General features: G+C 64.9%; 16 protein-coding genes. 5 read left to right on the top strand and 11 right to left on the bottom strand.

The window, feature by feature from the left end; all coding sequences use genetic code 11:
• Positions 1–165: 165 nt before the first annotated feature.
• The 7 genes from GSH16_RS06540 to GSH16_RS06510 all read right to left on the bottom strand — a co-directional run bounded on the left by GSH16_RS06540 (position 166) and on the right by GSH16_RS06510 (position 7718).
• On the bottom strand, positions 166–1641 hold the full coding sequence (locus tag GSH16_RS06540; RefSeq protein ID WP_160853252.1) for a mannitol dehydrogenase family protein: 1476 nt from the start codon (positions 1639–1641) through the stop codon (positions 166–168).
• Positions 1629–2402, bottom strand: a complete 774-nt coding sequence (locus tag GSH16_RS06535) for an L-iditol 2-dehydrogenase (protein ID WP_160853250.1) — start codon at positions 2400–2402, stop codon at positions 1629–1631. Before GSH16_RS06535 ends, GSH16_RS06540 begins: the two co-directional genes overlap by 13 nt.
• The gene (locus tag GSH16_RS06530) at positions 2399–3403 is read right to left on the bottom strand and encodes an ABC transporter ATP-binding protein (protein WP_160853248.1); all 1005 of its coding nucleotides are present in this window, start codon (positions 3401–3403) and stop codon (positions 2399–2401) included. The genes GSH16_RS06535 and GSH16_RS06530 overlap by 4 nt, the downstream gene beginning before the upstream one ends.
• Positions 3404–3415: 12 nt before the next feature.
• Positions 3416–4246: a carbohydrate ABC transporter permease gene (locus tag GSH16_RS06525; RefSeq protein WP_160853246.1), complete on the bottom strand. Its 831-nt coding sequence runs from the start codon at positions 4244–4246 to the stop codon at positions 3416–3418.
• Positions 4247–4261: 15 nt separating this feature from the next.
• Positions 4262–5140 carry a carbohydrate ABC transporter permease gene (locus GSH16_RS06520; protein ID WP_160853244.1) on the bottom strand — a complete coding sequence of 293 codons (879 nt, stop codon included), beginning with the start codon at positions 5138–5140 and terminating at the stop codon, positions 4262–4264.
• A gap of 124 nt (positions 5141–5264) precedes the next feature.
• The gene (locus GSH16_RS06515) at positions 5265–6569 is read right to left on the bottom strand and encodes an ABC transporter substrate-binding protein (RefSeq protein ID WP_160853242.1); all 1305 of its coding nucleotides are present in this window, start codon (positions 6567–6569) and stop codon (positions 5265–5267) included.
• 117 nt (positions 6570–6686) lie between these two features.
• Positions 6687–7718 carry a LacI family DNA-binding transcriptional regulator gene (locus tag GSH16_RS06510; RefSeq protein WP_160853240.1) on the bottom strand — a complete coding sequence of 344 codons (1032 nt, stop codon included), beginning with the start codon at positions 7716–7718 and terminating at the stop codon, positions 6687–6689.
• 184 nt (positions 7719–7902) lie between these two features.
• On the opposite strand from GSH16_RS06510, the gene GSH16_RS06505 reads away from it, so the two are divergent.
• The 4 genes from GSH16_RS06505 (at position 7903) to yghX (ending at position 11204) form a co-directional block, all read left to right on the top strand.
• Complete coding sequence (locus GSH16_RS06505) at positions 7903–8745, top strand: TatD family hydrolase (RefSeq protein ID WP_235913057.1); 843 nt, start codon at positions 7903–7905, stop codon at positions 8743–8745.
• 131 nt (positions 8746–8876) lie between these two features.
• Positions 8877–9146, top strand: coding sequence for a hypothetical protein (locus GSH16_RS06500; protein WP_160853238.1), 270 nt, complete (start codon positions 8877–8879; stop codon positions 9144–9146).
• A complete protein-coding gene (locus GSH16_RS06495) occupies positions 9143–10282 on the top strand; it encodes a cytochrome-c peroxidase (RefSeq protein WP_160853236.1) in 1140 nt (379 codons plus the stop codon). The genes GSH16_RS06500 and GSH16_RS06495 overlap by 4 nt, the downstream gene beginning before the upstream one ends.
• Positions 10283–10316: 34 nt before the next feature.
• Positions 10317–11204: a YghX family hydrolase gene (gene yghX / locus GSH16_RS06490; protein WP_160853234.1), complete on the top strand. Its 888-nt coding sequence runs from the start codon at positions 10317–10319 to the stop codon at positions 11202–11204.
• A gap of 45 nt (positions 11205–11249) precedes the next feature.
• Here yghX and GSH16_RS06485 read toward each other — a convergent pair whose 3' ends face one another.
• The 3 genes from GSH16_RS06485 to GSH16_RS06475 all read right to left on the bottom strand — a co-directional run bounded on the left by GSH16_RS06485 (position 11250) and on the right by GSH16_RS06475 (position 14322).
• The gene (locus tag GSH16_RS06485; protein ID WP_235913056.1) at positions 11250–11894 is read right to left on the bottom strand and encodes a ferric reductase; all 645 of its coding nucleotides are present in this window, start codon (positions 11892–11894) and stop codon (positions 11250–11252) included.
• Between the two features lie 10 nt (positions 11895–11904).
• Positions 11905–12396, bottom strand: coding sequence for a peptidase associated/transthyretin-like domain-containing protein (locus GSH16_RS06480; protein WP_160853232.1), 492 nt, complete (start codon positions 12394–12396; stop codon positions 11905–11907).
• Between the two features lie 117 nt (positions 12397–12513).
• Complete coding sequence (locus GSH16_RS06475) at positions 12514–14322, bottom strand: amidohydrolase (RefSeq protein ID WP_160853230.1); 1809 nt, start codon at positions 14320–14322, stop codon at positions 12514–12516.
• 230 nt (positions 14323–14552) lie between these two features.
• Here GSH16_RS06475 and GSH16_RS06470 point away from each other — a divergent pair, with 230 nt between their 5' ends.
• Positions 14553–15665, top strand: a complete 1113-nt coding sequence (locus GSH16_RS06470; RefSeq protein ID WP_160853228.1) for a fumarylacetoacetate hydrolase family protein — start codon at positions 14553–14555, stop codon at positions 15663–15665.
• 20 nt (positions 15666–15685) lie between these two features.
• Here the strand turns inward: GSH16_RS06470 and GSH16_RS06465 are convergent, their stop codons facing one another.
• Positions 15686–16894: an MFS transporter gene (locus GSH16_RS06465; protein ID WP_160853226.1), complete on the bottom strand. Its 1209-nt coding sequence runs from the start codon at positions 16892–16894 to the stop codon at positions 15686–15688.
• Positions 16895–16897: the final 3 nt, after the last annotated feature.

Below are 16897 nucleotides of genomic sequence, written 5' to 3'. Positions count from 1 at the left end.
TGCCCGGCGGGCGGCTTTCTCTTGTCTGCCGGCGCGGGCCGTGGCCTGCCCTCGGAAGCAGGTCACGGCCCATGCGCCGTCCAGTCCCGCGCGGATGCCCCTACCGGATGCCGTCGTCCCGCTGCCAGCCAACCACCAAGGGCGGGCTGCGGCCTGACGGTCCAGTCAGCGCGGACTGGTATAGCGGTCGAGCGCGGCCGAGCAGCCCTCCGACCAGATCAGGTTCAGCCAGCCATCGAACGCTTCCGCAAAGCGGCGTTCGCGGCCGAGCGTGCCGTAAATCCGCGATTGCGCCAGCCAGACGGACGGGTCCGACCGGGCCGCCGCCGCGGCTTCCGTCAGGTCCGTCCAGAGCGGATCGTTCGGCTCGATGGCCGACCCGTCCTCACGCGTGCCGGCACACATGCGCGCCCAGATGGCCTCGACCAGTGCCAGCCCTGCGATAGTCCCGCCCGCGGCCAGCCGATCTTCGATCACCGGCAGGATAAATCCGGCATGGCGGGCGGAGCCGTCAAAGGCGACGCGGCGCACAGTGTCCACGATCCGTGGATTGGCAAAACGTTCGGTGATGAGCGCGACGTAGGCCTCCGGCGTACGCCCCGGAACAGGGGCCACCGTCGGCGCGATCTCCTCCGCCTGCACCTTGCCGAAGAACGCCGCGATCCGCGGGTGCTGCATGGCCTCCGTGATCGTGTCGAGCCCGAGCAGTTCGCCTGCATTGGCGACCACCTGATGCCCGCCGTTCAGGATGCGGATCTTCATCGTCTCATAGGCGTGCACATCGTCCGAGAATGTGACACCGACGCGGTCGAAATCCGGCCGGCCCGCACAGAACCGGTCCTCGATCACCCATTGGCGGAACGGCTCGTGGGTGACCGGTGCCGCATCGTCGATCCCGAAGCCGCGCACAAGCTCCAATTCCGCCGGTCCGGTGGCCGGGGCAATGCAGTCGACCATGCTGTTGGGAAAAGTCATCCGGCTCTCGATCCACGATGCCAGTTCTGGATCCGTCGCGCCGGCCAGAGACAGGATCGTCTGGCGCAGGATATCGCCATTGCCCTGAAGATTGTCGCAGCTGAGGCCCGTGAACGGCCCAAGCCCCGCCGCCCGCCGCCGCGACAGGGCGGCAACCATTGCGCCGAAGGCCGTGCGGGGCGTGCCGGGGTGCGCGATATCGTGGCGGATATCTGGATGGTCGGCATCGAACCGCTTGCTGGACGGATCGACAAAATAGCCGCTCTCGGTCACGGTCAGCGACACGATCCGGATCGCCGGATCGGCCATTGCGGCAACGAGCGCCGCATTGTCCGCCTCTACTGGCAGATAGTCGGCCATCGCGCCGGTCACTTCTGCCGAGATGCTGTCCGGCCCGAGTTCCACCAGTGTCGTCAGGCAATCCTGCGCCCGCAGGCGGCTGCGCATCGCGGCATCATAGTCCCGCACGCCAGCACCAAGCACCGCCCAGTCGAGTGCCTGGCCATCCTGCATCAGCCGGTGCAGATACCAGGCCTGATGCGCGCGGTGGAAATTGCCAACCCCGATATGCACGATGCCCGGTTTCAGCCGCGACCGGTCATAGCCGGGGCGCGGCACGGACAGGTCGCCCAGCCGGGCGTCGCGAAGCGGGATCAGCTCATCCATTGGCCGCCATCCACGTTGAAACATTGCGCGACGATGTAGCGGGCCTCCTCGGTGGCGAGGAAGATCGCCATGCCGGTCAGGTCATCGGGCACGGCCATACGCCCGAAGGGCACGCCGGCATCGACCTCTTTCTTCTTTTGGCCCGGTGCCTTGCCCTCATATTTGGCAAAGAACGCATCAACCCCGTCCCAATGTTCGCCATCGACGACGCCGGGCGCGATCGCGTTGACGTTGATCCCGTGCGAAATGAGGTTCAGGCCCGCCGATTGGGTCAGGCTGATCACCGCCGCCTTGGTGGCACAATAGACGGCGACCAGCGGCTCACCGCGCCGTCCGGCCTGACTGGCCATGTTGATGATCGTTCCCCCCTTGCCCCGCGCGACCATGTGACGGGCCACTGCTTGAAGGGTGAAGAGCGTGCCCGCGACATTCACATCGAAAATGCGGGCATAGTCGGCGCGCTCGATCTCCACGATCGGGGCGGCGGAAAAGAGGGCGGCATTGTTGATCAGGATGTCGATATGGCCAAATTGGCCGATCGTTTCGGCCACGGCTTCGTCGATACTGGCCTGATCGGTTACATCCATGTGCAGCGGCAGCGCTTCCGGCCCAAGTTCGCGGGCGGTTTCGCGCGCGCGTTCAAGATCGATATCGCCGATGGCCACGCGGGCGCCCTCGCGCAGATAGGCTTCCGCGAAGCCGCGCCCGATCCCACGGGCCGCGCCGGTGATGAGTGCGGTTTTTCCAGCCAGACGTGTCATGCGATCCGCAGCCCCTGTTCATCGAACCTATGGATCACATCGTCACGAGGTGTCAGGTGGATGCGGTCGCCATGCCGGAACCCGACCTCGCCATCCGCGCGCACGGTGATGGTCTCGGCCAGACCGGTGCCCTGCACATGGAAGAACGTGTCCGACCCGAGATGCTCCGACACGCTGACGGTGCCCGCCCACGGTCCGCTGTCGGTCGAGACAGCGATATGTTCAGGCCGAATGCCGATGGTCGCGGCGCCGCGGCGCGCGGCCTCCTCCCCTTCGATGAAATTCATCTTCGGCGAACCGATGAACCCCGCCACGAAGAGGTTGCGCGGGGCCCGGTAGAGGTCGAGCGGCGAGCCGACCTGTTCGATATGGCCCGCACGCAGCACCACGATCTTGTCGGCCATGGTCATTGCCTCCACCTGATCGTGGGTGACATAGATCATCGTGGTCTTGAGCCGCTCGTGCAACTCGCTGATCTCGAGCCGCATGCCCACGCGCAGGGCCGCGTCGAGGTTGGAGAGCGGCTCGTCGAAAAGAAAGGCCGCCGGTTCACGCACGATGGCGCGCCCGATCGCGACACGCTGGCGCTGGCCGCCCGAAAGCTGCCCCGGCCGACGGTCCAGATAGTCGGTCAGGTTGAGCGCCCTGGCCGCCGCCTCGATCCGCCGCTCCTGTTCCTCGGCCGGGATCTTCGCCATACGCATCGGGAAGGCAATATTCTTGCGCACCGACATATGCGGGTAGAGCGCATAAGACTGGAACACCATCGCCAGTCCACGTTTCGAGGGCGGGGTCGTCGTCGCCTCTGCCCCGTCGATCAGGATCTGCCCCGATGTGACATCCTCCAGCCCCGCGATCAGCCGCAGAAGCGTCGATTTCCCGCAACCCGACGGACCCACAAAGACGCAGAATTCCCCGTCCTCGATGGTCAGGTCGAGCGGCGGAATGACCTCCGTCGACCCGAAGCTCTTGGTCACATTTTCTAAAGTGATCTGTCCCATGGGTCCGAGGTCCTATTTGACGGCGCCGAAGGTCAGGCCGCGCACCAGCTGTTTCTGGCTGAACCAGCCAAGGATCAGGATCGGTGCGATGGCCATCGTGGAAGCGGCGGAAAGCTTGGCGAAGAACAGCCCTTCGGGGCTGGAATAGCTGGCGATGAAGGCGGTCAGCGGCGCGGCATTGGCGGCGGTGAGGTTGAGCGTCCAGAAGGCTTCGTTCCAGGCAAGGATGATGTTGAGCAGGATGGTGGAGGCAATGCCCGGCACCGCCATCGGCGTCAGCACATAGAGGATCTCCTTGCCAAGCGACGCCCCGTCCATCCGCGCGGCTTCAAGAATCTCGCCGGGGATTTCGCGGAAATATGTGTAGAGCATCCAGACGATGATCGGCAGGTTGATGAGCATCAGGACGATCACCAGACCGATCCGCGTGTCGAGCAGGTTGAACTCCACGAAAATGAGCGAAATCGGATAGAGCACGCCCACGGCCGGCAGCATCTTGGTCGACAGCATCCAGAGCAGGATATCCTTGGTCCGCTTCGAGGGCACGAACGCCATCGACCAGGCGGCAGGCACGGCGATCAGGATGCCCAGAAGCGTCGAGCCGCCGGCAATGATGACCGAGTTCCACAGGAAGCGCATATAGTCCGACCGCTCCTGCACGATGCTGTAATTCTCCAGCGTCCAGTCGAAGAAAAGAAAGACCGGCGGGTCGGAAATGGCCTGCGCCTCGGTCTTGAAGCTCGTCAGGATCGTCCAGTAGATCGGGAAGAAGATCAGCAGTCCAACGGCCCAGGCCAGGAGTGTTGTGCCGAGTTTGCGCTGCGTCGATGTTGCTCGTGCCATGGCTCCGCTCCCCCCTCAGGCGTCCAGATTCTTGCCGACGATGCGCATCAGGAAGATCGCAACGATATTGGCGAGGATGATGGCGTAGACACCGCCGGCTGAGCCGAGCCCGATATTCTGGCTGTCCACCACCCGCTGGAAGATCAGATAGGTCAATGTCCGCGTGCCGAAGGCCCCTCCGGTGGTGACGAAAATCTCCGCGAAGATCGACAGAAGGAAGATCGTCTGGATCAGGATCACGATGGTGATGGCGCGGCTGAGATGCGGCAGGATGATGAACCAGAAGCGTTTTTGCGGCGGCGCGCCGTCCATCTCGGCCGCTTCCAGCTGTTCACTGTCGAGCGACTGGATTGCGGTCAACAGGATCAGCGTCGCGAAGGGCAGCCATTGCCAGGACACGATCAGGATGATCGAGGCGAGCGAGGCATCGGACAGCCACAGGACCGGTTCGGCCCCGAAGAAGCGCCACAGATGCGCTAGGATGCCGTTCACCGGGTCCATGAACATGTTTTTCCACACCAGCGCGGACACGGTCGGCATCACGAAAAAGGGTGCGATGACAAGGATGCGCACGATCCCCTGCCCCCAGAAGGGCTGGTCGAGCAGCATGGCAAGCAGGATGCCGAGCACCACCGTGATGACGAGCACGCCGCCCACCATGATGAGCGTGGTCTGCACGCTCGGCCAGAAACTGCTCGACGATACGAAGCGGATGTAATTGTCGAAACCGACCCAGTCGAGGCCACGTTCCAGCGAGTCACCGCGCAGCGGCAGGTATTTCTTGAAGGAGAAGAAAAGCGTCATCGTCAGCGGGACGAGCATCCAGCCCAGAAGCAGGACCACGGCCGGGGCCATCATGACGCGAGCGGCAGATCTGGATGCCTTGGTGGCCATGGGTCTTCTCCTGTCGCACGGCGCGCAGCCGCTTGAGACGTTCGGGATATCTGGTGTGAGGGCCGGAGAGCGGGGTCCCCGGGGGCGACGCATGGCCGCCCCCGGGATATGCGGTTTTACGCGATCAGCGGTAGCCGGCGGCTTCCATCGCGTCGTTGGTCAGCGCCTGAGCTTTCTCCAGCGCCTCTTCGACGCTCTGCTGGCCGGCATAGGCCGCGGAGAATTCCTGGCTCACCTCGGTGGCGATGCCCGCAAATTCCGGGATCGCCGCGAACTGGATGCCGACATAGGGCACCGGATCGACGGTCGGGTTGTTCGGATCGGCCGACAGGATCGAGTCGAGCGTCATCTGCGCGAACGGCACTTCCTGATATTCGGGCGTCTCGTAGAGCGAGGTGCGCGCACCCGGCGGCACGTTGGCCCAACCCTCATTTTCCGCCACCAGCGCGATATAGTCCTTCGAGGTTGCCCATTCGATGAACTGCTTGGCTTCGGCTTCCTGCTGGGTGCCCGCGGGAATGGCCAGTGCCCAGGCCCAGAGCCAGTTGGAACGCTTGCCGAGACCGTTATCCGGCGCCAGCGCGAACCCGACCTTGTCGGCTACGGTGGATTCGTCGGGATTGGTCACGAAGGATGCCGCAACAGTCGCGTCGATCCACATGCCGCACTTGCCCTGCTGGAAGAGCGAGAGGTTCTCGTTGAACCCGTTGGTCGAGTAGCCCGGAGGGCCGGCATCGTTCATCAGGTTGACGTAAAAATTCAGCGTCTCGGCCCATGCCGGCTGGTCGAACTGGGCGTTCCAGTCCTCGTCGAACCAGCGGGCACCGAAGCTGTTGGACATGGCGGTGATAAAGGCACCGCCCTCACCCCAGCCGGCCTTGCCCCGCAGGCAGATGCCGTTGATGTCATTCTCGCGGTCGGTCATTGCGCGGGCCGCCTCGGCGATGAATTCCCAGGTGGGCGCCTCGGGCATCTCCAGCCCCGCCTGCTCCATCAGGTCGGTGCGATACATGATCATCGAGCTTTCGCCGTAGAAGGGCGCAGCATAGAGCGTACCGTCATGGCTGAGGCCACCTGCCATCGCCGGCAGGATATCACCCACGTCATACTCGTCCGACAGATCGTCGAGCGGCACCAGCCAGCCGTTCGCCCCCCAGATCGGCGTCTCGTACATCCCGATGGTCATGATGTCGAACTGGCCGCCCTTGGTGGTGATATCGGTCGTCACGCGCTGGCGCAGAACATTCTCCTCCAGCGTGACCCATTCGACGCCGATCCCCGTCGCTTCGGTGAACTGGTCCGTATATCCCTGCATACGGATCATGTCGCCATTGTTGACGGTCGCGATGGTGATGGTCTGGGCGAATGCCCCGGTGCCACCGGCGACCGTGAGTGCCGTCGCAGCGGCAAGCAATTTCCTCAAAGACATCCTGATTCCCCCCTTTGGCTGGATGATGGGAAAATCTAGTCAGTCGGCTGACGCGAAGTCAATTAAAATTTTACGCGCGTTAATTTTAACTGGTGCGCGCGGCGAATACCCTGTCCTTCATGCCGAATCCCGCATCACCAACCGGCCGTCAAAAAGCGTTTCCTCTCGCGATGGCGTATGGTCTCCGCCATCCAGCAGGGCAAAGAGCGTCGAGGCCGCGCGGGCGGCAATGGCAGAATAGTCCTGCGCGATGGTCGTCAGCGGCGGTGCGGTGTAACGGGCGAACGGGTGGTCATCATGACCCGCCACGCGCAGCGCCGCCCCCTCCCGGTGACCGACACGGATACCCAGGCCGAAGGCGGCCGACAGCATCCCAATCGCCAGCCGGTCGTTGCTGCACAGGATCGTGTCGGTGGGAAACGCCCCATCCGCGAGCATCCTGCCGCCCGCATTAAGGCCGATCTCCTCGAAATCCCAACCGGTGCCGTCGGCCTGGAACACATGCGCGGTCTGACCGTGGCGGGCCATACTGTCCAGATAGGCTGCGCGGCGCTTGTTGGCATTCGGGTTCACCGGCGATTTCATCTCGAAAAGACAGGGCGGCTGGCCCGACCGGCACAGATAATCGACCATGAGGTCGATGCTCTGGAAATTGTCCGACCCGACAAAGGCTTCGCCCGCATCCTCGATATTGGCGTCAAAGAGGACAAGCGGCACATCGCGGCCGAACCGGCGGATCACCTCGGCGTCGGAATCGCGGCCAAGCGGCGCAAGCAGCACGCCCGCCGGCTTCAACCCGCGCAACAGATCGAGATTGTCCACTTCCTGCTGGCGGCTGCCGTGGGAGCTGAGCAGGAGCGGACTGTAGCCCGCCTCGATACAGGCCAGTTCCACCGCGCGCCCGATCTCGGAGAAGAACGGGTCGGCCAGATAGGGCACCAGAATCCCGATCGTGCGGGTCTTGGTCCGGTTCTGGTTCATCGCATAGATGTTGGGGCGGTAGTCGTATTTCTCGAGCGCGGCCTCGATCTTCGCGCGGGTGGAGCGCCGGACGCTGGTCGGATCGTTGAAAAACTTGGACAGGGTCGGCCGCGAGATGCCGCAGATGGCCGAGAACTCCTCCATGTTGCGGATCTTGGTCTTCGACATGGCAGGTTCCGGCCCTTCAATCGCTACGCGCGTAAATTTTCAAAGTTTACACTATGCGGGCCACCAAGCGTCGGTCAACCCGTGGCGTCCCCGCGACTGTAGCAGGTTGACGGGAGGGTAAAGTGACCCGGGCGCGGCTTTCTGCAATCCTGTTCCGGTAGAGACAGAAGCGGGGAACCAGACCATGTCCGACAGACGCACATACCCGATCCGCGCAGCCCTTGCCGCACTCGCGTTGATCGCCACGAAATTCCTTCCCGCCCCTGTCGCCGCCGGGGACCTGCCGATATTCGATGCGCATGTGCATTACAGCCACGACGCCGTGCAGCGCGTGCCGCCGCAGGAGGCCGCGCGTCTGTTGCGGGAAGCCGGCGTCGTCGCCGCGCTCGTCTCGAGTTCGGACGACACTGGCACGCAGCGGCTTCTGGCGGCCGCACCCGACATTGTTGTTCCGGCGCTGCGCCCCTACCGGCGGCGCGGCGAGATCGGGACCTGGATGCATGACCCGACCGTGATCGACTATCTGGAGGACCGCCTCTCGCGCTTTTCCTACCGCGCGATCGGCGAATTTCACGCGTTCGGCACAGACATCAACACGCCCGTCGTCCAACGCATGATCGAACTGGCGCGGGAGCGGAACCTGCTCCTGCACGCCCATTCCGACGCGGAGGCCATAGACCTGATTTTCCAGACTTGGCCCGAGGCACGCGTGCTCTGGGCGCATTCGGGCTTCGACGGACCGGCTGCGGTCCGCGGGATGCTCCGAAAGCATGATGCGCTCTGGTCGGACCTCGCCTACCGGTCGGACATGGCACGCGACGGCAAGGTCGATCCCGACTGGCGGGCCGCGTTCGAGGAGTTTCCCGACCGGTTCATGGTCGGCACCGACACGTTCGCGCCCGAGCGCTGGTACTATATCGGGCCGCATGCGGAATTTTCACGCTCATGGCTGGCGGATCTGCCTGACGGACTGGCCGCACGGATCGCCCACGAAAATGCAGCCGCGATGCTGAAGGCGGCACAGTGAGGCATTGCCCTGCTATCGCCCTGTCGCTTGGCGCCGTCATTCAGGCAGGCGCTGCGTCGGCTGCATGTGTACCGCCCGACGGGGCGATTGCCCTCCGCTCAAGCGGCACGGAAACACCGGTCTTTTTCGACATGGGAACGCCCTTGGCGCCCGTATCCGTCCCGTTTGCCGCGCTGCTTGTCCTTTGCAACCCCGCGGATGGCGAGCTTCGGGACGTGACCGCGACCATGCCGGCGCACGGGCACGGCATGAACTACCGGCCGACCATCCGTCAGGACGGGGCCGGAGCCTACAGGATCGACGGGCTCCTGTTCCACATGCCCGGGCTCTGGCGGATCGAGGCCGTGCTGCAAGCGGCGGGAGAAACCCGGCGCTATGCTGCGGAGGTGACGGCGGAATGACAGGCCGCGCCCTGCCCGCACTCCTGATGGTGCTCTGTCTGGCCACGGGTGCAGGGGCGGAACCGCCCCGCCTGCTGCTCGATCCCGACGAGATTGCCGCCACGCTCCGTCACGGGCCATGGCCGCCGCCGCCCCCTCAGGATCCGAGCAACCGGCTCTCGGGCAACCGGGACGCAATATCGCTCGGCCGGATCCTTTTCACCAGCCCCGCCCTGTCGCGCGACGGGGCCACCAGTTGTGCAACCTGCCACAGACCCGACCGGATGTTTCAGGACGGCCGCGCCACGCCGGCGCAGGCGCGGCGCCTGCCGCGCAACAGTCCCGCACTCGTCGATGTCGCGTTCAACCGCTGGTTCGGCTGGGACGGGCGGAGCGACAATCTCTGGTCGCAATCGCTGCTGCCGCTCCTGAACGAAGAAGAGATGGACATGGATTTCGGCCGGTTGAAAACGGCCGCCGGCACCGCGCCCTGGCGGCCGGACTATGAAACGCTTTTCGGACCTCTGGCGTACCGGTCGCCGGAAGACGTCGCCATCGACATCTCAAAGGCGCTTGCCGCCTATCAGGAAACGCTCCTGAGCGGTCCGACCCCGTTCGACCGGTTCCGCGACGCGCTGGCCGCGGGGGACCTGACCGCCGCTGCAGCCTATCCCGAAGCCGCCCAGCGGGGCCTGAAACTCTTCATCGGGCGGGGCAATTGCGCGCTCTGCCACAGCGGACCGCGTTTCACCAATGGCGAGTTTCACGATGCGGCGGTGGGCTATTTCCTGCCGCAGGGCGGCGTCGATCCGGGGCGGCATCGCGGCCTGACACTCCTGCGCGCAAGCCCATACACGCTTGATGGTTCGTGGAGCGATGACCCCGACCGCACCGGTGCATGGGCGGTGCGCTCTGTTCTCGACAGCCATGCCGATTTCGGTCGGTTCCGGGTGCCGGGCCTGCGCAACGTCGCGCGCACGGCGCCCTATATGCATGACGGGTCGCTATCAACTTTGGGTGACGTGATCGCGCATTACTCGACAATCGATCCGGAGCGGCTCCATGCTGACGGGGAAAACATCCTTGTGCCGCTCGGCCTGTCGCCGGCGGATGCGTCCGATCTGGAAGCCTTCCTGCGGACGATCGATTCCGAGTGACAACCCGTTTCACATCATCCCGAGGAGAATAAGAATGGAACGCAAGAAAGCCTCCGACTTCGACCCGCATATCCTTGAACTGTTCGACGGCTATGTGCATGGCAAGATGACGAAACGCGAATTCCTGACCAATGCCAGCCGCTATGCCGCTGCGGGCGTGACGGCGGCCGCCATTCTGGAAAGCCTGCAGCCGAACTATGCGCTCGCGCAGCAGGTGGCTCCGGACGATCCGTCGATCGAGACGATGGTGGCCGAATATGAAAGCCCGGACGGGCATGGCACAATCCGCGGTCTGATGGCCAAACCGGCCGGCGCGACGGACAAGCTGCCTGCCGTGCTCGTCATCCACGAGAATCGCGGCCTCAACCCCTATATCGAAGACGTGGTCCGCCGCACCGCCAAGGCCGGATATCTGGCCTTCGGGCCGGACGGGCTGACGCCGCTTGGCGGCTATCCGGGCAATGATGATGACGGCCGCACGATGCAGCGCGAACTCGACCCGGCCAAACTGATGGAGGATTTCTTCGCGGCTTACGAATTTCTCGTCGGCCATGAAGGGTCAACGGGCAAGGTGGGCGCTGTCGGCTTTTGCTATGGCGGCGGGGTCTGCAACGCGCTCGCGGTGGCCTATGCGGACATGGCGGCATCGGTTCCCTTCTACGGCCGGCAGCCGGCAGCCGAAGATGTGCCCGCCATTCAGGCGCCGCTCCTGATCCACTATGGCGAGCTGGATGAGCGGATCAACGCGGGCTGGCCGGCATACGAGAAAGCGCTGAAGGCCAATGGCAAGACCTATGAGGCGCATATCTATGCCGGTGCCAATCACGGGTTCCACAATGACACCACGCCCCGCTATGACGAAGCCGCGGCCATGCTCGCATGGGAGCGGACGCTGAAACATTTCGAGACCTATCTGGTCTGAACCGGAGGTTTCTACAGGATCGGGCGGCCTGTTTGGCCGCCCGTCTCATGCGCGGTGCCGGAGTGTCCTCCAGACCCGCAGATAGGCGATGATCCCTGTCCCCGCGACAAGCGCGGCGGCACAGGCCAGACCTTTCGACACTGGCCCCATCGTCCCCTCGATCATCATCGCATGGACGACCGTGGCACCCACGAGCAGGAGCGCCAGCCCGTTGTGCAGCCACGCCCATGTGACCGGCCGGACGGGCAGGCGGCGGCGCAGGACCACCAACAGGACGGTCAGGACCGTGACCCACATCGCGGTCACGCCATAGATGGAAAAGGGCGTTGGCGAGACAAGCATCAGCGCGTCGATCGCATCTGCGGGGGACGCGATGGTCAGGCCGCCCACATGCACCAGCACAGAAGCGGCGAGCACGCCCCCGGCCCGCCGGTGCCAGCGGCGGGTCGCCGCGCGCGTCAACCCGGGCCAGAGGCCACCTGCGAGCAGCGGCTGCGCGATCAGCAGCATGAGCGCAGTGACGCCGGCAAGGCTGCCGCTGACATAGGCAATGCTGCGATAGGATTGCAGCGGGCTCGCCGCCGCGATGAGGATGGGCACCGTCAGCAGGAGCAGCAGACCCAATCCGGCCACGCGGCCCGCCCGCACCCCTGCGCCGCCCGTTTTCGGCTGATCGTCCGGACCGGCCATCCTCGGGAGGTCAGGCCGGATCGAGGATGAAATCGGCGGTCAGGGATGTGTCCTTCGGGCTGGGCATGACCGGGCGCAGGAACACGGTCCTGAAGGCGCCATCATCATAGGCCAGATGCGCATGCGGCTGTCCGAAATTCGGCACGATCTGTTCCATCTCCAACTGGTAGCGCCCGTCGGGTCCGGTCAGCACGCTGCCATGGTTGCGCGGCTCGCGCTCCCCGCCAAGCGTGGTTGCGGCCCAGATCTGGATGCGGATATTGCCAAGCGGCGCCCCGTCTCCGGCGCGCATCACGCGACCTGACATCAGGAACCCCTTGCCAAGCCGGTCCACAAAAGGTGCGTTCGGCATGTAATTGTTGGCCCCGCCGCGCATCGTCTCCGTCGGGGCGAACCGCCCGGACGCCATGGCCGGTGTCAGGAGCCGCGCCGGCCCGGCGACAAGCGCCGTCGCACCTGCAGCAGCCAGAAGGGTGCGGCGGTTCAAACTGGATTTCTGCATCTCGACTCCCCTGACCTGTCGCGAAATGGCGTCAAACGCCGTTCCGGACAGGATAGCCGGACCAATGGCCGCGCAACAGCCGACCGCGCGGGATCGTGATCGGCTGCCAATCCCGCCTCAGGTCGGGTTCATCCCCGAATAGAGGATGTGCAGCAGATTATGCGCAGCCGCTGGGCTCCGCAGGACCGGACCCGTATCGAGATGGCCCTCCTTCGTCGCATCATCAGCCTCGTAGACGACCTTGTCCGCCTTGATCGTCACCCGCACCTGAAGATCGGCCAGCGTTTCGGGATCGACCGCCGTCGGATCGTCGGACAGGATCACGAAATCCGCCTGTTTGCCGACCTCGATACTGCCCTTCCGGTCCTCCTCGTGATGTTGCCAGGCGGGCCAGAGCGTCATCGCCTTGAGCGCGGTGAGCACGTCGACCCGCTGCGCAGGGCCAAGAATGTCGCCCGAACGGGTGCGCCGGGTCACGGTTGCCGCAAGCACCCGCATGGAATTGGGCAACGCCACAGGCGCGTCATGGTGGCTGCCGAAGATCATGCCGCGCGTGCGGATCCAGCCGGTGGGCGAGATATTGTCGGCCCGCTCCGGCCCGACCGTATGGTCGCGGTGCCAGTCGCCCCAGTAATAGGTGTGCATCGGAAAGACCGACGGAAACACGTCGAGCCGTTGGAAACTGTCGACCTGATCCTCGCGCATGAACTGTCCATGGACGATGACCGGCCGTGTGTCCTTGTCGCCATAGGCGTCGCGCGCTGCACCGATAGCACCGATCAGCATATCCATCGCGCCCTCTCCATTGGCATGGGTCAGGATCTGGTAGTCGCGCTCGAAACACCAGTTGACCGCGTCCTGAAGCTGCTCGGCGGTGATCGCAGAATAACCCAGATAGCCCGGCGGATAGGTGCCGACCGGATCATAATAGGGCCGGTCGCGCAAGGCCGTGAACCCTTGCGGCGAGCCGTCGATCGTGACCTTGCAGCCCCCGACGCGGACGCCGTTCTCGTAATTGCGCGTGACATGGCCCTCGATCGATTGAGGATCGGCCAGAACATCGGGAAAGGCGACGACATCAATGGGCAGATCACCTGCCGCGCCGACCTGCCGCAGCGCATCGACGGAGGCACCCGACGAGCGGCCATCCTGCCCTGTCGTATAGCCGAACCGCGCCCACATCTCGGCGCCGGCCTTGGCAAAGGCCAACTGTCCCTCGGCCCCGAGATCGGCCAGAAGCGGCATGAACGCATTGAAGAATGCATATTCCTCCACCACGCCATTGGGGCTGCCATCATCCTTGCGGCGGATCACCCCGCCCGGCGGGTTCTCGGTGGCGGCGGTGATGCCGGCTGCCGCAAGTCCCGCGCTGTTGAGCGCACCCAGATGCCCCGACTGGTGAATGATGATGATCGGAATGTCGGTGGAAACGGCATCGAGATCGTCAGCCGTGGGGTGCCGCAATTCCGCAAGCCGCGCATTGTCATAGCCGAAGCCGATGACAAGATTGACCTTCTCCAGCGTGTCCGGATTGTCCGCCATCCAGTCGGACAGGGTCTTTTGCAGGCTTGCAATATCCGTCACCTCGCCATCTGGCGGTGACAGGAGGTTGGCCGACATGGCCTGCAGCCCGCCGAAAAGCACATGGCCGTGACTGTCGAAAAAGCCCGGCAGCATGGCCCGCCCGTCAAGGTCGAAAAGCACCGTCCCGTCGCCCTGATGGGCCATCACCTCTGCCAGCGGTCCAACGGCCAATATGGTGCCGTCGCGCACCGCGACCGCATCGGCGGTCGGCGCATCATCGTCGATGGTGACAATCGGCCCGCCGGTGTAGATCGTGTCCGCGACCCCCTCGGCGGAACCTGTTGCGGGGGCCGCGAGCAAAGCGGCTGTGGCGGCATAGGCGAGAGTTTTCCGGGCAGGCATAGGGCTACTCCTTCCATGTGGGCAGAGACGGGTGGCGGGTCCTTGCCCGAAGCCTAGCGCGAACCGGCACGAAGAAAAGGCAAGATTTCTTGAACCGCGCCCGTGCAGGACCGGAAAGACCGTATGAGCGAGATTGACCCGCCGCCCTGTCTTCCCTAGCGTCACCCCAAAATCGCGCAACCGTCCCCCTTTCGGGGCGAAAAGCGTTCAATGACAGGAGGTTCGTCACCATGGCGCAGATCGAATTGCCGGAAGGCAGCTGGCTTGGACGTGTGGAACGGGCGGGCATCGGACCTGCCATCGTTACGCTGCGCGACGGTTCCCTTGTCGATGTGACCTGCCGCGCCGCGCCCACCGTGCGCGACATTCTGGAAATGGACGATCCGGTAGCATGGCTAAGCACGGCCGAGGGCGAGACTATCGGCCCGCTCGATGCCGGGCACAGCTGGCTCGCGCCTTGCGACCTGCAGGCGGTCAAGGCCTGTGGCGTGACCTTCGCTGGCTCCATGGTCGAACGGGTGATCGAGGAGCAGGCCGCGGGCGATCCGGATCGTGCGGCGGAGATCCGGAACCGGATCGGCGCGCGGATCGGTGACAGCCTGTCAAACATCACCCCCGGTTCCACGGAAGCGGCCGAGGTGAAAGCCGCGCTGATCGAGGAAGGGCTCTGGAGCCAGTATCTGGAAGTCGGCATCGGCCCGGACGCGGAAGTGTTTTCCAAGGCGCAGGTCCTGTCGGCGGTTGGCCACGGGGCGGATATCGGGCTGCACCCGATCTCGACATGGAACAATCCCGAGCCCGAGGTTGTGCTGGCGGTCAATTCGCGCGGCGAGATACGCGGCGCGACGCTCGGCAATGACGTCAACCTGCGCGATGTGGAGGGGCGCTCGGCGCTACTGCTGTCGAAAGCCAAAGACAATAACGCCTCCTGTGCGCTCGGCCCGATGATCCGGCTGTTCGATGACGGGTTCACGCTCGACACGGTGCGCGGGCTGGAGCTTGACCTGACGGTCACTGGGAAAGCCGACGGGTTCACGCTCAACGGCCACAGTTCGATGCGCGAGATCAGCCGCAAGCCCGAGGATCTCGTCGCCCAGACGATCGGGCGGCATCACCAATATCCAGACGGGTTCATGCTCTTCCTCGGCACGCTCTTCGCGCCGACGCAGGATCGCGACACGCCGGGCGGCGGCTTCACCCACAAGATCGGCGACCGCGTGACGATCGCCTGCCCCGAACTGGGGCGGCTGGAAAACCGGGTGCGCCTGTCGACAGACTGCCCCGAATGGACATTCGGCATCCGGGTGTTCATGGCCAATCTGGCGGAACGCGGCCTGATCTGACCGCGACGCCGTGCGGCGGTTCAGGCGGTCGCGCGGCTGCGCTGCCGCAGCACCCACCAGATCGTGCCGACAATGGCCAGATTGAGCATGCCTGCGATGACCGCATTGGCGAAGGTCCAGAAATAGGCCCCGGTCAGATCGAAGAAGAGCCCGCCCTGCCAGCCGCCGAGCGCATGGCCGAGCCAACCGAAGGCGAGCACGATGCCCGTCGCGGACGCGCGCCGCGCGGCTGGTGTCAGCGCCCGCACCGTGACGAGCACGCCGGTCATCACTCCGCCATAGCCGAACCCGTAGAGCGGCGCGAAAAGCCAGAAGCTCTGCATCGAGCCGAGCGTGACAAAGCCGATCATCAACAGCGTCTGCCAGCCCGTGGCCGCCATCCACGCCCGCACCGGACCGATAATGTCCGATAGGCGGCCGAAGAAGAGCCGCCCGACAATCGCCGCGCCCAGCATCAGAAGGAGCGGACCGCCAGCTTCCGCACCCACGCCGCAGACCCCTTGGATAAGCGGCACCAGATGCATGAGCGGCACGGCCATACCGGTGCAGCAGCCAAGGACGGCAATCGACAGGGCCGGCAGCAGGATTGCGGGCCGGATGAGCGGGGCTGGCTCGGCGCCGCCCGCAGCGGCGGTGTCGGCCGCAGGCGGGTCGCGCATCAGGAGCGACAGAGGCACCAGCGTCAGCGCCGTGAACAGGCCGAGGATGGTGAAGGCCATCTGGACACCTGTCGCGTCGATCAGGTAGCCCGCGGCAAAGGGCACGAGCCCCTGCCCCAGCCCCTGCCCGGCAGATGCGATCCCGATGGCCAGCCCGACCCCGCTGCGGAACCAGCCACCGACAAGCGCGATCACCGGAGCGAAGAGCGCGCCGCCGCCGATCGCGCCCGCGATGAAAAAGAGCGTGTAGAACTGCCAGAGCGCATCGGCCCGTCCGGCGAGCAGGAGCGCGAGCGACAGGGTGGCGGCCCCGGCGAGGCAGATGTTGCGGGTGGCAACCCGGTCGGCCAGAAACCCCATGACGATGCCGCCCACGGCAATGCCGACCAGCCCGAAACTGTTGATGGCCGACACATCGGCCCGGTCCCAACCGAACTGCATCTCCAGCGGCAGCAGGAACGCGGACAGCCCGTTGACGAGCGTGCCCATGGCAATGGCGAGCAGCAGCGATGCCGCCCCGACAATGACCCATCTGTAGCCGTCTTCGCGCACCGTGTCCGTCGTGCTCATGAC

Source organism: Oceanomicrobium pacificus (assembly GCF_009833495.1).
In the GTDB taxonomy this organism is placed as follows: domain Bacteria; phylum Pseudomonadota; class Alphaproteobacteria; order Rhodobacterales; family Rhodobacteraceae; genus Oceanomicrobium; species Oceanomicrobium pacificus.
This window is presented reverse-complemented; position numbering and strand designations above follow the sequence as displayed.

Coding starts and splice junctions, on each gene's coding strand:
- GSH16_RS06540 (WP_160853252.1), bottom strand. CDS start 1,641: ATGGATGAGCTGATCCCGCTTCGCGACGCCCGGCTGGGCGACCTGTCC.
- GSH16_RS06535 (WP_160853250.1), bottom strand. CDS start 2,402: ATGACACGTCTGGCTGGAAAAACCGCACTCATCACCGGCGCGGCCCGT.
- GSH16_RS06530 (WP_160853248.1), bottom strand. CDS start 3,403: ATGGGACAGATCACTTTAGAAAATGTGACCAAGAGCTTCGGGTCGACG.
- GSH16_RS06525 (WP_160853246.1), bottom strand. CDS start 4,246: ATGGCACGAGCAACATCGACGCAGCGCAAACTCGGCACAACACTCCTG.
- GSH16_RS06520 (WP_160853244.1), bottom strand. CDS start 5,140: ATGGCCACCAAGGCATCCAGATCTGCCGCTCGCGTCATGATGGCCCCG.
- GSH16_RS06515 (WP_160853242.1), bottom strand. CDS start 6,569: ATGTCTTTGAGGAAATTGCTTGCCGCTGCGACGGCACTCACGGTCGCC.
- GSH16_RS06510 (WP_160853240.1), bottom strand. CDS start 7,718: ATGTCGAAGACCAAGATCCGCAACATGGAGGAGTTCTCGGCCATCTGC.
- GSH16_RS06505 (WP_235913057.1), top strand. CDS start 7,903: ATGTCCGACAGACGCACATACCCGATCCGCGCAGCCCTTGCCGCACTC.
- GSH16_RS06500 (WP_160853238.1), top strand. CDS start 8,877: ATGGGAACGCCCTTGGCGCCCGTATCCGTCCCGTTTGCCGCGCTGCTT.
- GSH16_RS06495 (WP_160853236.1), top strand. CDS start 9,143: ATGACAGGCCGCGCCCTGCCCGCACTCCTGATGGTGCTCTGTCTGGCC.
- yghX (WP_160853234.1), top strand. CDS start 10,317: ATGGAACGCAAGAAAGCCTCCGACTTCGACCCGCATATCCTTGAACTG.
- GSH16_RS06485 (WP_235913056.1), bottom strand. CDS start 11,894: ATGGCCGGTCCGGACGATCAGCCGAAAACGGGCGGCGCAGGGGTGCGG.
- GSH16_RS06480 (WP_160853232.1), bottom strand. CDS start 12,396: ATGCAGAAATCCAGTTTGAACCGCCGCACCCTTCTGGCTGCTGCAGGT.
- GSH16_RS06475 (WP_160853230.1), bottom strand. CDS start 14,322: ATGCCTGCCCGGAAAACTCTCGCCTATGCCGCCACAGCCGCTTTGCTC.
- GSH16_RS06470 (WP_160853228.1), top strand. CDS start 14,553: ATGGCGCAGATCGAATTGCCGGAAGGCAGCTGGCTTGGACGTGTGGAA.
- GSH16_RS06465 (WP_160853226.1), bottom strand. CDS start 16,894: ATGAGCACGACGGACACGGTGCGCGAAGACGGCTACAGATGGGTCATT.